Genomic DNA, 15,414 nt, shown 5'->3' on the forward strand with positions numbered 1-15,414 from the left:
GGGAGGGACGAGAATTAGGCAATTTAGCTTCTTTTCTAGATAATGTAGCAAAGTATGATCTGTCTTAGAGAGGCTATTAACTAAATCATTATTCCATGTAAATTCTAGCGTGGGGAATTATGTATGAATGCCTAGTGATGATTCTTTAATCCCTATTTAGTTTAGCATATTATTATAATGTGCATTATTTTTTGAAAAAGTTGAAAGTGAAAACGAGAGAGATTTTCTGTTTTTTTAATTGCTAATATAACTTGATGTAGTAACAAATGGCAGTTTAGGCTTTTCAGGGAGTTTAAATTTCATATAATTTTAGTATAGTTTATAGAAGAAAGGCTACAAGAGGTCAATATTTTTAGAAAGGTTTATTTTTTTGTGTGTAAAGGTTTCCATATTTAGTTCTATGTTATTTGTATATAACAGTGAATCTAAAATTATCGTTAATGTGACGTGTTTAAAAATGCTATGGATTTTATAAGAGAAAAAACTACTCCTGTGATGGAGCAATATTTAAACCTAAAAGCTCAATATAAGGATCATTTATTATTTTATAGACTAGGAGATTTTTATGAGTTGTTCTTTGATGATGCTATTAGAGCTTCGAAGCTATTGAATATAGTGCTTACTAAAAGGGGTAGTTTGTGTGGGCAGGACATACCAATGTGTGGAGTACCTGTACATAATAGTGAATCTTATCTACATAAGCTAATAGATTTAGGATTTAAAGTAGCAATTTGTGACCAGTTAGAGACTGCTGGTGAGGCGAAAAGAAGAGGCTATAAATCTATAGTAAAACGTGATGTAGTCCGAATCGTTACTCCAGGTACAATTATTGAAGATTCATTATTGGAAGATAAAAACAGTAATTATCTTGCGTCTATGGTTGAACATAATGAAGAATATGCTATTGGCTGGCTTGAGTTATCAACAGGAAAGTTTTTTTACTCTATAACGAGTTTGGAAGCTCTTGATAATGATTTGTTACGCATATCACCAAAGGAATTGTTGGTTTCTGAAAAGCTCACTGAGAATAAGAAAATTAGGTTGATTTTAAAAAGCTATAAAATATCAATCACGCAGCATGCTCAAAGTTTTTTTGAGTATAACAAGTCTCATAGAGCACTGTGCGAATTTTATAAAATTAGAGAACTTGGGGTTATAGGAAGCTTCAACAAAGTAGAGGTTATAGCTTGTGGTGCGCTACTTGAATATGTAAGAGTAACTCAAAAGGGTTCTGTTCCAAGGCTTGAGCTGCCAAAGCCCTATAAGCAGCAAAGTTTTATGCTAATCGATGCTTCAGCAAGGAGGAACCTTGAGTTATTTTCAACTCAATTTGGTGAAAGAAAAGGTTCACTGATTTCAGTCATTGATCAAACAGTTACAGCTTCTGGTGGACGCCTGCTTAAACAAATACTTGCGTCACCACTTGCTTGTTCTAAAGCAATTAATTTGAGGCTTAGCACTGTTGAGTTTTTTGTAAATCATCATGAATCACGTAAAAAGGTGCGAGAAATGCTTTCTAGTATTCCAGATATTGAGAGGTCATTGTCACGTTTAATGTTAGGGCGTGGCTCACCGAAAGATATTAGTTTATTGAAAGCAGGTCTTAAGAAGACGTCAGAGTTATCTAAGTTCTTGTATAAAATTGGATTTGATAAGGGTAAATTTATCTTGCAGCAATGTGTTACCTTAGTATCACACTCTGGAGTGACATCCGATCCTAGTGAAAATGAACTAAGTGTAATATATAAAAGCCTTGGTGATCATAAGGAACTGCTTGAGCTTTTAAACTATGCTGTGCTTGATAATGATCTAAACTCTACAAAAGAAGGAGGATTTATTAATCCAAAATATGATAAGAGATTATCAGAGCTATCCTATATGCTAAATAATAGCAATGAACTGGTAACTAAACTCCGTAAATCTTATTGCGACCTAACTGGTGTTGCCTCACTAAAAATAGTGCACAATAATATACTTGGTTATTATGTTGAGGTATCAACAAATCACAAGTTAACTTCAGATATATTTATTCATAGGCAGAGTTTAGCAAATAGTATACGTTATACTACTAATGAATTAAAGGAATTAGAAAATAAAATTTTCACGGCGCGTGATGCTGTGATTAATTTAGAAATAAAAATTTTTGGTGAACTATGTAGTAAAATTGCTGAAGAATCTGAGAAGATTGCTCTTGCTGCAAGTGCTTTAGCTAGACTGGACGTTAGGGCTTCATTTGCAGAGCTTGCAGTGCAAAACAATTATGTAAAACCTATTATTGATGATAGTAAGGAATTTAATATCCGTAGCGGAAGGCATCCAGTAGTTGAAATTGACGGTAAGTTCATTGCAAATAGCATCGACTTAGTTGGTATACATCTAATTACTGGTCCCAATATGGCTGGGAAAAGCACTTTTTTGAGGCAAAATGCTCTCATTGCAATTTTAGCTCATATGGGTTCATTTGTACCGGCAGATAGTGCGCATATTGGAGTAATTGACAAGATATTTAGCAGGGTTGGTGCGACAGATAATGTAGCAGCTGGCTATTCTACTTTTATGATAGAGATGATTGAGACAGCAACTATAGTCAATCAGGCAACAGGCCGTTCCTTAGTGATACTTGATGAAATTGGTAGAGGTACAGGAGTATATGACGGGCTATCTATTGCTCAGGCGGTAATTGAACATATTCATGATGTAAATAAGTGCCGTGCTATTTTTGCAACTCATTATCACGAATTAACGAAAGTAAGTGAATATTTAAAAAACATAAAGTGTTTCTGTGTGAGAGTAAAAGAATGGAACGGGAAAGTCGTCTTTTTACATGAAGTAGTTGAAGGTATCGCAGATGAGTCATACGGAATATATGTAGCGAAACTTGCTGGTTTTCCTGATTCTGTGCTAAATAGAGCAAGTGCAGTATTTAAGGAGCTAAAGGCCTGAAAGATTTGCTTGGCTTTTACAAGTGTTTGTTTAGATAACAGAGTTAGTATATGATACTGTTAAGTTTCTAGTATAAGCTTTTTTCTATTATAGTATAAATATATTTAAGGTTTTCCAATGGGGTTTTGAACTATTGATAAGTCTGTTACAATAAAGTATAACCCATTAAGTATCGCTTAAGATATGGAAGTTTTTTTGGTAGTTCTAAAAAAAGTGTTGGGTATGGTTTTTCCTGCTAAAGTAGTAAGCTCTTTTTTTGGAATAGGGTATTTACCAAGTTGGCAGAACTATTGGTCTTCTTTTTTAATGTTACTTATTATCAATGTTATATTAATTTTTATATATGGAGTTGATTTTATACTATATAAGATGCCATATTCAGCTATAATCATAGCTGCTGTTTTTATGAAATTAGCGATAGGTATATTAATACTGCAATTAATTGGTATATCTATCTTCCATATTCAGAACCCTTCAGCGAATAGTGGTGAAAATATAGTAATACAAATGGCGTCAGGACAGGTGTTGACTGTTGCATTTTCGATGCCGGCAATAATGTCAATTTATTATGCTGTAGGTAGATTATATGGAAGTATATGTAAAGAAATACTTCAGTGTTCGTCTTGGTTTAATAATTCTATGCACTTATTCTTTTTCTTTATGATACCTTATATATTTTTTAATGTTGTGGAAGTAATAAAACCTTGGCCAATAAGTTCAATACAGCTTAGTTATAACAATGCAGTATCAATCACGTTTGAGGGGTTTTTTCATACATTTTATGCAGTAATTTTGCTGTACTTAACTGCGTTTATATTCTGCAATTTGACTATGCATGATGCAATTGTTCTAAATAAAAGCATAATTCAGTATGTGAAAGAAAGTTCGGTAGTCTTTTGAGTAACTATTTGCGTGATGCTGTGAAAATAAATATTGAATAGCACCTGTTTGCTTATATATTCAATATAGAAAATTTACGGTTTGTGTGAATCTACAAAATATAATAAAGGAATTGCAAGGGTTTTGGGCTGACGAAGGATGTACTATACTTTATCCGTATACGTCTGAAGTTGGGGCTGGAACATTGCATCCTGCGACAGCTATGTCAGCGATTGACATAAAACCAACGAAAATTGCATATTTACAACCGGTAGTTAGGCCGGCAGATAGCCGCTATGGTGTTAACCCTAATCGCTTATACCAGCATCATCAATACCAGGTAATAATAAAACCTTCTGGAAATAACTTGCAGGATGTTTACTTAAATAGCTTAAAGGCTCTTAATATATCTACAGGAAAGTATGATATTAAATTTATTGAAGATGACTGGGAAAATCCAAGTGTTGGTGCATCAGGACTTGGGTGGGAAGTTACATGTAATGGAATGGAGGTGACACAACTTACTTATATACAGCAAGTAGGAGGTATCGATTGTAGAATGATTCCTGGCGAAATAGCGTATGGGCTAGAACGTTTAGCAATGTGTATACAAGATGTAGATAATGTCTTCGATATAATATGGAACGACAGTGGTGTGACTTATGGAGATATTTTTAAGCAAAGAGAGTATGAATTTTCTTATCTGTCATTAGAATATTGTAATACTAAAGTAGTACAGCAGCAATTTGAAGATACGGAAAGATTATGTAAGTTTCTTATTGAAAAAAAATTGCCGGTAGCAGCTTATGATCAGTGTGTTAAAGCTAGTCATCTACTTAATCTGCTTGATGCGAGAGGTGTGCTTGATGTGAGTGAGCGTACAGTGTATATTGGTAGAGTAAGAGAGCTAACAAAAGGATGTTGTGAGTTATATATAAGTAAATAATATATGTTATCACAACTGTTATTTGAGTGCCTTTCAGAGGAAATACCATCAAGGATGCAAGATTTAGCTGTAGCTCAAATTAAGAGTTATATTACTACTGTTTTTAGTAGAAACAATGTAAAATTTACATCTGTAGAGGTTTTTGCAACGGCACGTCGCATTGCTCTTTTTGTTAATGATATAGACATTTCGGATCTGAAAGATTCTAATAACGAAATTAAGGGACCAAATGTCAATGCACCGAAAAGTGTTATTAAGGGTTTTTTGAGAAAGTATCAGAAAAGTGAAAAGGATTTACTTGTTCAGAGAATAGATGATGGAGAATTTTACTTTGTTAGAAGAGAAAGCTATTTGTTTGACATCAAAGAATTTCTTAAGAATCAACTGGAGAGAATGTTAAAAAAATTTTCTTGGCCGAAGAGTATGAGATGGAGCGAAGGAAAAGAAAGATGGGTTAGGCCAATTAGAAACATTTTATGCGTTTTGAATGACGAGATAATACCTGTATCTTTTGCAGGGGTTACTGCATGCAATGCAACGTATGGTCATAGATTTCTCTCAAATAGTGAGAGGCTTATTGTTGGAATGACTAAAGACTACCTTGAGTTGCTAGAAAAAAACAATGTCATTCTTCAACCAGATAAAAGGAAGAAATTTATACTGGATCAGGTTAATAAATTTAGAAAAGAACAGAGTTTACAACTTGAAAAAAGTGATTATTTACTGAATGAGTTGTCTGGGCTTATAGAGTGGCCAGTGATACTGTTTGGTAAAGTAAATCAAGAAAAGTTATTTGAGTTACCAAAAGAAGTAATTCTTAGTATAATTAATACACAACAAAAATGCCTTGCTTTAAGTAATGAAAAGGGAATTTCGCACTTTGCCACTGTCGTCAGTGTCAACAGTGATGAAGTTGTCAAGGGGTATGAAAGAATATTAGAAGCACGTCTTACTGATGCGAAATTTTTGATATTTCAAGATAGAAAGGAAAATCTTGATTATTATGTCGAAAAATTGGATTCAATATTATCTCATACTTATCTCGGCAATGTTAGAGAAAAAGTAAGGCGTATTATAGTTCTATCAAAATATATAGCTATATATGTTCCATGTGCTTCGTTAACTAAGGTTGAGCGTGCCGCGTATTTGGCAAAAGCAGATCTAGCAACATCGATAGTAAGAGAATTTCCAGAATTACAAGGAGTAATGGGTGGATATTATGCTTCTTATTTCCAAGAAGATAAAGAAGTAGTAGAAGCTATAGCTGAGCATTATAAGCCAGTTGGACCAGAGCAAGAGTGCCCTAGATCTCCTACTGCGATTGCTGTGGCTATCGCTGATAAAGTAGATAGTTTAGTTGGTTTGATTGCAGTAGGTGGAAAGATTTCAGGTTCATATGATCAGTTTGGTTTACGGAGAATGGCAATTGGTATGATTAGAACGATACTCGAGAATAATTTACATATTTCAATTAGGTTACTGATAGATAAGTCGGTATCTTTATATTCAGGACTTATATTTGTTGAGGATTCAGTATCAATTAGTCAGTCAAGTAAGCTAAATAGGAGGCAAATTGTAGAACTTGTCCTTAAATTTTGTCTAGGGAGATTTAAGGTTATTTTAAAAAATAAAGGTGTAAGGCAAGATATTGTGGATTCAGTTTTACATAAAACTGATGTTGATGATCTACTGGCAGCAGAGAAGCAAACTGTTATATTGGATTATTATCTCGGTACGCCTAAAGGCAAGCAGATTCTGGGTACTTATAAAAGGGTGAGTAATATAGTTAGCAAGGCAAAAAAAAATTCTGATGCTACTTACAGAATGTCTTATAATAAAAAATTTTTGGTTGATAGTGAAGAAATAATGTTATCGAATCGTACTGTAGCTGTTTGTAGAAGCATCAAACAAGCAATGAAAAATAATCACTTCAATAAGGCACTTGATGAACTTAGTGAATTCCTTCCACTTATTAATCAGTTTATGGACAATGTAAAGATCAACTGTGCTTCTGATAAGCTGAGAGGGAATAGATTCTCTTTACTTGCGAGCGTTATTTCTATCTTTCATTCAATAGCATATTTCAACTTTATACAAGCTAAGCAATGAATTGTGTCATAGATGTTCAGGCAATAAAAAAGCAAATCGAGTTATCTACTCAGTCCTGTGGTGTATATAAGATGACTGGAGAGGAGGGTAAGGTTTTATATGTTGGAAAAGCAAAAAACTTAAAATCGAGATTGTCTAACTACCTTCGATTTGGAAACCTTTCTAAACGAGTCAAGGTTATGCTCTCACAGACTATTAAGATAGAAACTTTTTTAACTAAAAATGAAATTGAAGCTTTGCTTCTTGAAGCGCGATTAATAAAGTCACTAAAGCCTACTTATAATGTTATGCTTAAGGATGGAAAATCTTATCCTTATATAGCGATTTCTAAACACGATTATCCGAGTATAGCACAACATAGAGGCAAACTTAAAAAGGGTGAATTTTACTATTATGGTCCATTTACGTCTGCCATTGCTGTTAAACAGACTATATTATCATTGCAAAAAACTTTTCTCTTGAGAGTATGTTCAGATAAAAAGTTCTCCTTGACTAAAAGGCCATGTTTTGAACATTATGTTAGGCGCTGTTCAGCACCATGTATAGGTAAAATCACAAAAGATGATTACTACCAATCAGTGAAACAAGCGCGGGATACATTGCTTGGAAGAAACAATAAAGTGGAAGAGCAGTTGCTTTTTACAATGAAAAAGTATAGCAATGAGCAGAACTATGAGCTTGCTGCTGTATATAGAGATCGAATAAGACTTCTTAAGCAAATTCAAATGCAGCCAATGGATTTTTCTTTTGAAAAAGATGCAGACTTTTTCAGCATTGTACGTAAAGAAAATCTAGTGTGTATTAATATGTTATCATTCAGAAATAAAGAAAATTACGGAAGTTCTTCTTACTTTGCTGAAAACTGTAATGATAATCATTCAGATGATGAAATTTTGTCTGCTTTTTTGATCAATCTATATAACTTTGCTGATGTGACTCCAGTGCAAATTTATATTCCAGATTTTATCACAAATAAGAAAATTATAGAGCAGGCGCTATGTAAGGTTACTCGCAAACCAATAAAGGTTTTTCATGCAAAGAGTGGTAAAGAACGTGATTTGTTAGAGTTTGTTTTTAATAATTCTCGATATAGCTTGGAACAAAAGCTTATTGATTGTAAAGGTAGTCTAGAAAAACTTGAAAAGCTGAGTGAAGTTTTCTCATTACCAAATATTCCAAAACGTATTGAAATTTATGATAATAGCCATATATCTGGGAGTCACCAAATTGGTGTAATGGTTGTTGCAGGACAAGAAGGTTTTTTAAAGAGTGAATACAGAAAATTTGCTATAAAAGGAGAAGTTTCAAGTGATGACTATAAAATGATGAGGGAAGTGTTAATCAGGCGTTTCTCTGGCGAGATAAAGGATATAATTCCTGATTTTCTCTTAATTGATGGTGGGCCTGGGCATGTTTCTGCAGTGCAGAATGTGTTGCAAATATTGAGAATAGATGTTCCTTTTGCTTGCATGGCAAAGGGTTCTTGTCGCAGTGCGGGTAACGAAAAATTTTATATGTTAGGTAGGGAGGAGTTTAGTCTGGCAAATGACAGTAAAACCATGCTTTACTTGCAACTGCTTCGTAATGAAGCTCATCGTTTTGCAATAGCTTCACATAGAAAAAAACGTGATAAACAATTTATAGTTTCATGATTAAAAAAGTATCCAACTTGCAACAAGAAAAGCATTATCTTCTTATTTTATTTCGGTAGAAAATATAAGCAAGGTTTCTCTCTAACTAAAATTAGCAAGGGGTTAGCAGAAGTTATTTTAAGCACTTAAATTCATAGCTAGTGAAGGTGAACGCTTATATATTACAGAATCGATGCTACTTGAGTAATGATGACCTAAACACTGGTATCTATATAACTGAAGTAGAATAAGGGAAGATAATTTGAAGCGATAAATTTTGCTACATATTAAGGCTAAGATACTATTCGATATAACAACTTAGGGAGGCCTTTTAATTATAGAAAGCTATTTAATTACATTTATCTTATCCAATGTTCGTTGTAAAATAATGCATGCGGAAATTTTATCATCTATTTTTTTCGATTTTATAATTGATACTCCAGCGGTCTTTAGTATGTGAGTTGCAATAAATGTTGATAAGCTTTCATCTTGTAAATATACATTTATTTTATATTTTTTTATCATTCTGTTTGCAAATTGGATTATAGTTTCATACCATTCACTTCTTTGTTTACCTGTTTCCAGTGGTAGTCCTATTACTACTGAACCAGCTTCATTTTCTTTGAATATTCTATTTAGGTAACCTAAATCTTTGCTTATATTTTTTCTATTATATATGCTATGAGCTGTAGCTATGAGTTGCGTTCTATCACTAAATGCTATTCCTATTTGCTTTTTTCCCATGTCAAGACACATTATTCGCTTGTCTTTTGGAATGGACTTTAAAAATTCAGCAGGATTTTTATGTAGCATTTATTGACATGATAAACACTCATCATAATCAATGTCTGCTTTCTGCCATAATATTTCATTTTTTTCAGATATATCATGTGAGACCTTGTCAGCTCTCTGCATTGACTGCGATCTACAGTAATATAAACTCTTTAGGTTTTTTTTCCAAGCAAGCATGTGTATTTTGTGTAAATAGCGCTTGTGTACATTGGCAGGGAGAAATAAATTTACCGATTGGGATTGACAAATATATGGAGTTCTATCACTTGCGTGTTCTATAATCCATCTTTGATCGAGTTCGTACGCTGTTTTAAATGTTAATTTTTCGTGCTCATTAAGGAAGTCTAGATGTTGCACAGAACCTTCGTTTGTTGAGATTGAAGACCATACCTTATCATTGTCTTGATTTTTTTTTACTAGTAATTTTTGTAAGAATTTGTTTCGTACTACAAATGAACCTGTTAATGTTTTTTGTGTAAATACATTGGCTGCATATGGTTCTATTCCAGGAGAGGTGTTACCTGCAATAATAGAAATTGAAGCAGTTGGGGCAATAGCGAGCTTGTGTGTAAATCTTTCCATTAGATTGATTTCTTTAGCATCAAGGCATGCTCCTTTTTCTTCTGCTAATTTTTTAGAGACTATATCTGCTTGCTCACGCAAATGCTTGAATATTCTTTTATTCCACTGTTGTGCTGTTACTGACTCAAAAGGAACCATTTTGCTCTGCAAAAATGAGTGAAAGCCCATCACACCAAGACCAATACTACGCTCTCTTATTGCAGAATATTTTGCTCGCTGTATTTCATCTGGTGCTTTATTTATAAAGTCTTCAAATACGTTATCAAGGAAACGCATTATGTCCTCTATGAAAAATTCACTGTCTTTCCATTCTTCATAGTATTCAAGGTTTACTGATGATAGGCAGCATACAGCAGTGCGCGGTTTATTTAGATGGTCATAACCTGTAGTCAAAGTAATTTCACTACATAGATTTGACATCTTAATATCTAAATTAAGTTTTTTGTAAGATTCTGGCTTATTGTTATTTATTGCATCGAGAAAAATTATATATGGCTCTCCAGTTTCGACTCTTGCTATTAATATTTTAACCCATATGTCACGTGCTTTAACAGTTGAAATGACTTTATTACTGTGAGGGCTAATTAAATCCCATTTTAAGTCTCTTTCAATTGCTTGCATGAATTCATTGTTTACTATTACAGCATGATGTATATTTAATGCTTTGCGATTTGGATCACCACCTGTTGGCTTACGTATATCAAGAAACTCTTCTATTTCTGGATGAGATACAGGAAGATAGACCGCTGAACTTCCTCTTCTTAAAGATCCTTGACTAATTGCAAGTGTTAGAGCATTCTGTACTACAATGAATGGTACAATCCCTGATGTTTTACCACTTCCCTTTACACTTTCGCCAATTGAACGTAGATTCCCCCAATAACTACCTATTCCTCCTCCACGTGCAGCTAGCCAAACATTTTCATTCCATAAATCAACTATCCCCTGTAGACTGTCTTCAGTTTCATTAAGGAAACAAGAGATAGGCAACCCTCTGTTGGTACCGCCATTGCTGAGTATTGGTGTTGAAGGCATAAACCATAAATTGCTCATGTAATCGTATAAACGCTGTGCATGTTTCTCATTATCGGAGTAGTAGCTGGCAATGCGTATAAAGAGATCTTGATAACTTTCGTTTTCTGCTAGATACCTATCCAATAGAACTGCTTTTCCAAAGCTGGTCAATTTGATATTTTTTTCGTGGTTAATAGTAATATTACTCATGAATTCCTCTTTTGTTTTATTGTACATGGAAACTGCTTTGAGCAGTAGTGATTTTTAAATTAGGTCTTCCGATTTTTTTTATAGATGCTGTAGTGCAAATAAGATACCATCAACCTGACTCCCATATATTTTACAGTAACTCATATAGCTTATTTGCATGTTTATTTCTTTTGCAACGCTTCGTATATAACTTTCTGAGTGACGAAAGTAATCTCCTTTATTTACAAAGTCAATACCTTCACCTTCCTTCCTTCTTACTAAGCATATAATTACTCCCTTTTTACTTATAGACCTTTTCGCTAGTTCTAGTTCTGTTTGAAAGTCATGTAGATAATGTAACACTTCAGCAAAGATGATGATATCATGCAAGCGATTTCTTTCTTGTTTGAGAAAATCTGTCATTTCCATATGTATTAGCTCATTGTAAACAGGTTTACCCTTTGTAAAGCATCCTCTGGCAATATTTAGCATTCTATTTGAAATATCAACTCCTATTATGTAATTTCCGATATTGTGTATTTTTAAGAAGTGGCCACATATTCCGGTTCCACAACCAAGATCAAGCATGTTAAGTGTAGAAGTCAAGTTGTTGAAGATTTTTATAACTACTGTGTGTATAAGCTCATGACCTCTGTATTGTTTAGCGATTAACCAGTGCTCAACAAAGTACTTGCCAGTATAGTCAAAGTATTGTTTTATGAGCCTTTTGGGTAATTTTGTAATAGGTGCTAGATTTGTTATTTTTTTTATGTAGTAGGACGCTTCTTCATAATCGGTATCTAATTTTAATGTCTTTGTTAAGTAAATATAAGCCTTGTTAGTGTTTCCCATTGCGAAATGGCATCTTCCAATGTTATACCAAACTATAGGCAAATTAGAATAAAATAAGCTAATTAACCAAAATCTCAGCTTTGCATCTGATATGTTGCCCTTATAGAAGTGATATAAACCAATTTCAATATTGGTGTTTAAGAGATTTTTCGACTTCTCAAGGAATACAGCTGTTTCTTTATGAAAAGCGTTATATTTATTTATAGCGAGTTGCTTAACTTTTTTAATGTTAAGCATACTGATTAACTTACATATAAAACTTGAAACAGCCCTTGTAAAAGATAGATTATTTTTCATACTTTAAATACCTTGTATGTTCACTATCATTTTTAAGTAGACTTGATTTTCAAAGTATTTTATACCATGAAATATTTTTTTCATTGACTTTTGTTATATATAACCCTATTTGAACTCTTATCTAGATGATAAATTTTGCTTATTTAGAGTTGCAAGTATATGTTGTTGCCAGTGTAAGTAAATATTTTGTATAAAAAAACGTTGACATATTACTTGTTAGCTTTTAGTATATAAAAAGTTAACATAACTTAATTTTCAGATGTTTGACAAGTTTTATGGTAGAGATTAATTTAATCTCAGTTCAGTTTCAATAATATTTAACTCTGCATATTCTACATGTAGTTGTAGTAAATAAATTATTAAGAGCACTTGATGGATGCCTTGGCGTCAAGAGGCGATGAAGGACGTGGCAGGCTGCGATAAGCTGCGGGGAATTGTCAGCAAGTTTTAATCCGCAGATTTCCGAATGGGAAAACCCAACTAGCTGAGCTAGTTATTACATAGTATGTAAAGCGAACTTGGTGAACTGAAATATCTAAGTAACCAAAGGAAAAGAAATCAACCGAGATTCTGTTAGTAGTGACGAGCGAAAGCGGAAAAGGCTAGAGGTTTAAGAATAAGAATTAGAATACTCTGGAAGTAGTAACCATAGAAGGTGATAGTCCTGTATAAGTAGAAAGTTTTTAAATCCTTGAGTAAAACGGGACACGTGAAATCCTGTTTGAACGTGGGGGGACCATCCTCCAAGCCTAAATACTCCTTGACGACCGATAGTGGACAAGTACCGTGAGGGAAAGGTGAAAAGAACCCCGGGAGGGGAGTGAAATAGAACCTGAAATCATGTGCTTACAAACAGTTGGAGCTTTATGTCATTTTCTATGAGAGTGATCTTATAGTAAGTTTACATTAGAGTGACAGCGTACCTTTTGCATAATGGGTCAGCGAGTTAATCTATGAAGCAAGCTTAAGCCGTTAGGTGTAGGCGTAGCGAAAGCGAGTCTAAATAGGGCGTTTTAGTTTTATGGATTAGACCCGAAACCAAGTGATCTAGTCATGACCAGATTGAAGGTGTGGTAAAGCACACTGGAGGATCGAACTAGTTAATGTTGCAACATTATTGGATGAGTTGTGATTAGGGGTGAAAGGCCAATCAAACTTGGAAATAGCTGGTTCTCTGCGAAATCTATTTAGGTAGAGCGTTATATGTATGTTGTTGGGGGTAGAGCACTAGATAGACTAGGGGGGCTCAACGTCTTACCAAATCTAACTAAACTCCGAATACCAATAATTGATTGTATAGCAGACACACTGTGGGTGCTAAATCCATAGTGAAAAGGGAAACAACCCAGATCACTATCTAAGGTCCCAAAATTGCAGCTAAGTGGGGAAGGAGGTAGAAAAACCATTACAGCTAGGAGGTTGGCTTGGAAGCAGCCATCCTTTAAAGAAAGCGTAACAGCTCACTTGTCTAAATAAGTTTTTCTGCGCTGAAAATGTACCGGGGCTAAAGCTGTATACCGAAGATGTGAGTGCTTATTGATTTTGGTCAGTAAGTGCGGTAGCAGAGCGTTCTGTAAGTCTGTGAAGGTAGTTTGTAAGAACTGCTGGAGATATCAGAAGTGAGAATGCTGACATGAGTAGCGTAAAAGAGTGTGAAAAACACTCTCACCAAAAACCTAAGGATTCCTACGTTAAGTTAATCTGCGTAGGGTTAGTCGGTTCCTAAGGCGAGTCCGTAAAGGGGTAGTCGATGGCAATCAGGTTAATATTCCTGAACCTCTTAAGTGTGACGAGTTTTGTATTTGTATGGGGCTTATTGGATTGTCCTATGCTTAGAAAGAACTCCAGGAAATAGCGCTTATATTCATGAGGCCGTACCGTAAACCGACACTGGTAGGTGAGTAGAGTATACTAAGGTGTTGAAAGAATGATGTTGAAGGAACTCGGCAAATTATACCTGTAACTTCGGAAGAAGGGTAACCTGTTTTTAGGTAACTATTAGCAGGTGGCACAAAATAGGGAGTAGCGACTGTTTATTAAAAACACAGGACTCTGCAAACACGTAAGTGGAAGTATAGGGTCTGACGCCTGCCCGGTGCTGGAAGGTTAATAAGAGGGGTGCAAGCTCTAAATTGAAGCCCCAGTAAACGGCGGCCGTAACACTGACGGTCCTAAGGTAGCGAAATTCCTTGTCGGGTAAGTTCCGACCCGCACGAATGGCGTAACGATTTCTCCACTGTCTCCAACATCAATTCAGCGAAATTGAATTCCCCGTGCAGATGCGGGGTACCCGCGGTTAGACGAAGAGACCCCGTGCACCTTTACTATAGCTTTATATTGCTATTAAAAATGTAATGTGCAGGATAGGTGGGAGACTTTGAAGTTATAGCGCTAGTTGTAATGGAGTCAATCTTGAGATACCACCCTTTACACTTTTGATATCTAACTAAGTTTCGTGATCTGAAACTAGGACATTGTATGGTGGGTAGTTTGACTGGGGCGGTCGCCTCCTAAAAGGTAACGGAGGCGTGCGAAGGTAAGCTAGAGCTGGTCGGAAATCAGCTTAATAGTATAATGGCATAAGCTTGCCTGACTGCAAGGCTGACAAGCCAAGCAGAGACGAAAGTCGGTCATAGTGATCCGGTGATTCTGTATGGAAGGGTCATCGCTCAACGGATAAAAGGTACGCCGGGGATAACAGGCTGATGGTGTTCAAGAGTTCATATCGACGACACCGTTTGGCACCTCGATGTCGACTCATCACATCCTGGGGCTGAAGAAGGTCCCAAGGGTTCGGCTGTTCGCCGATTAAAGTGATACGTGAGTTGGGTTTAGAACGTCGTGAGACAGTTCGGTTTCTATCTGCCGTGGGTGAAGGAAATTTGAGAAGATCTAACTCTAGTACGAGAGGACCGAGATGGATATACCTCTGGTGTACCAGCTGTTATGCCAATAGCATTGCTGGGTAGCTATGTATAGATGGGATAATTGCTGAAAGCATATAAGCAAGAAACCCTCTTCAAAAAGATTTCCCAATTAGGGCCGTGGAAGACTACCACGTTGATAGGCTAGGTGTGGAAGTATGGTAACATGTGAAGCTAACTAGTACTAATAGCCTGATTGGTTTATTTGCTTTCTATATGTGTATATGCAGTGTTAAATGTTAATTAAATGTTAAAT

At 35.1% G+C, this 15,414-nt stretch carries 7 protein-coding genes, 1 rRNA gene and 1 pseudogene; 6 read left to right on the plus strand and 3 right to left on the minus strand.

Annotation, left to right across the window (positions count from 1 at the left end):
* Nucleotides 1-462 precede the first annotated feature (462 nt).
* From mutS to uvrC, 5 genes and pseudogenes are all read left to right on the plus strand, one after another.
* Nucleotides 463-2,943 carry a DNA mismatch repair protein MutS gene (gene mutS / locus GOY12_RS00570; protein WP_175818158.1) on the plus strand — a complete coding sequence of 827 codons (2,481 nt, stop codon included), beginning with the start codon at nucleotides 463-465 and terminating at the stop codon, nucleotides 2,941-2,943.
* A gap of 183 nt (nucleotides 2,944-3,126) precedes the next feature.
* A pseudogene (locus GOY12_RS00575) lies at nucleotides 3,127-3,884 on the plus strand (phosphatidylglycerophosphatase).
* Nucleotides 3,885-3,928: 44 nt separating this feature from the next.
* The gene (locus GOY12_RS00580; RefSeq protein ID WP_175818160.1) at nucleotides 3,929-4,768 is read left to right on the plus strand and encodes a glycine--tRNA ligase subunit alpha; all 840 of its coding nucleotides are present in this window, start codon (nucleotides 3,929-3,931) and stop codon (nucleotides 4,766-4,768) included.
* A 3-nt stretch (nucleotides 4,769-4,771) separates the two neighbouring features.
* On the plus strand, nucleotides 4,772-6,877 hold the full coding sequence (gene glyS / locus GOY12_RS00585) for a glycine--tRNA ligase subunit beta (RefSeq protein WP_175818161.1): 2,106 nt from the start codon (nucleotides 4,772-4,774) through the stop codon (nucleotides 6,875-6,877).
* Nucleotides 6,874-8,529, plus strand: a complete 1,656-nt coding sequence (gene uvrC / locus GOY12_RS00590) for an excinuclease ABC subunit UvrC (RefSeq protein WP_175818162.1) — start codon at nucleotides 6,874-6,876, stop codon at nucleotides 8,527-8,529. The genes glyS and uvrC overlap by 4 nt, the downstream gene beginning before the upstream one ends.
* A 324-nt stretch (nucleotides 8,530-8,853) precedes the next feature.
* On the opposite strand, the gene ruvX is transcribed toward uvrC, so the two are convergent.
* The 3 genes from ruvX to GOY12_RS00605 all read right to left on the minus strand — a co-directional run bounded on the left by ruvX (nucleotide 8,854) and on the right by GOY12_RS00605 (nucleotide 12,234).
* The gene (gene ruvX / locus GOY12_RS00595; RefSeq protein WP_175818163.1) at nucleotides 8,854-9,321 is read right to left on the minus strand and encodes a Holliday junction resolvase RuvX; all 468 of its coding nucleotides are present in this window, start codon (nucleotides 9,319-9,321) and stop codon (nucleotides 8,854-8,856) included.
* Nucleotides 9,322-11,106, minus strand: coding sequence for a ribonucleoside-diphosphate reductase subunit alpha (locus GOY12_RS00600; protein WP_246214412.1), 1,785 nt, complete (start codon nucleotides 11,104-11,106; stop codon nucleotides 9,322-9,324).
* Nucleotides 11,107-11,184: 78 nt separating this feature from the next.
* A complete protein-coding gene (locus GOY12_RS00605; RefSeq protein ID WP_175818165.1) occupies nucleotides 11,185-12,234 on the minus strand; it encodes a methyltransferase domain-containing protein in 1,050 nt (349 codons plus the stop codon).
* Nucleotides 12,235-12,583: 349 nt separating this feature from the next.
* On the opposite strand from GOY12_RS00605, the gene GOY12_RS00610 reads away from it, so the two are divergent.
* Nucleotides 12,584-15,367, plus strand: a 23S ribosomal RNA gene (locus GOY12_RS00610).
* Nucleotides 15,368-15,414: the final 47 nt, after the last annotated feature.

The organism is Wolbachia endosymbiont of Dirofilaria (Dirofilaria) immitis (genome assembly GCF_013365455.1).
Classification (GTDB): domain Bacteria; phylum Pseudomonadota; class Alphaproteobacteria; order Rickettsiales; family Anaplasmataceae; genus Wolbachia.

Coding starts and splice junctions, on each gene's coding strand:
- uvrC (WP_175818162.1), top strand. CDS start 6,874: ATGAATTGTGTCATAGATGTTCAGGCAATAAAAAAGCAAATCGAGTTA.
- glyS (WP_175818161.1), top strand. CDS start 4,772: ATGTTATCACAACTGTTATTTGAGTGCCTTTCAGAGGAAATACCATCA.
- GOY12_RS00600 (WP_246214412.1), bottom strand. CDS start 11,106: ATGAGTAATATTACTATTAACCACGAAAAAAATATCAAATTGACCAGC.
- GOY12_RS00605 (WP_175818165.1), bottom strand. CDS start 12,234: ATGAAAAATAATCTATCTTTTACAAGGGCTGTTTCAAGTTTTATATGT.
- mutS (WP_175818158.1), top strand. CDS start 463: ATGGATTTTATAAGAGAAAAAACTACTCCTGTGATGGAGCAATATTTA.
- ruvX (WP_175818163.1), bottom strand. CDS start 9,321: ATGCTACATAAAAATCCTGCTGAATTTTTAAAGTCCATTCCAAAAGAC.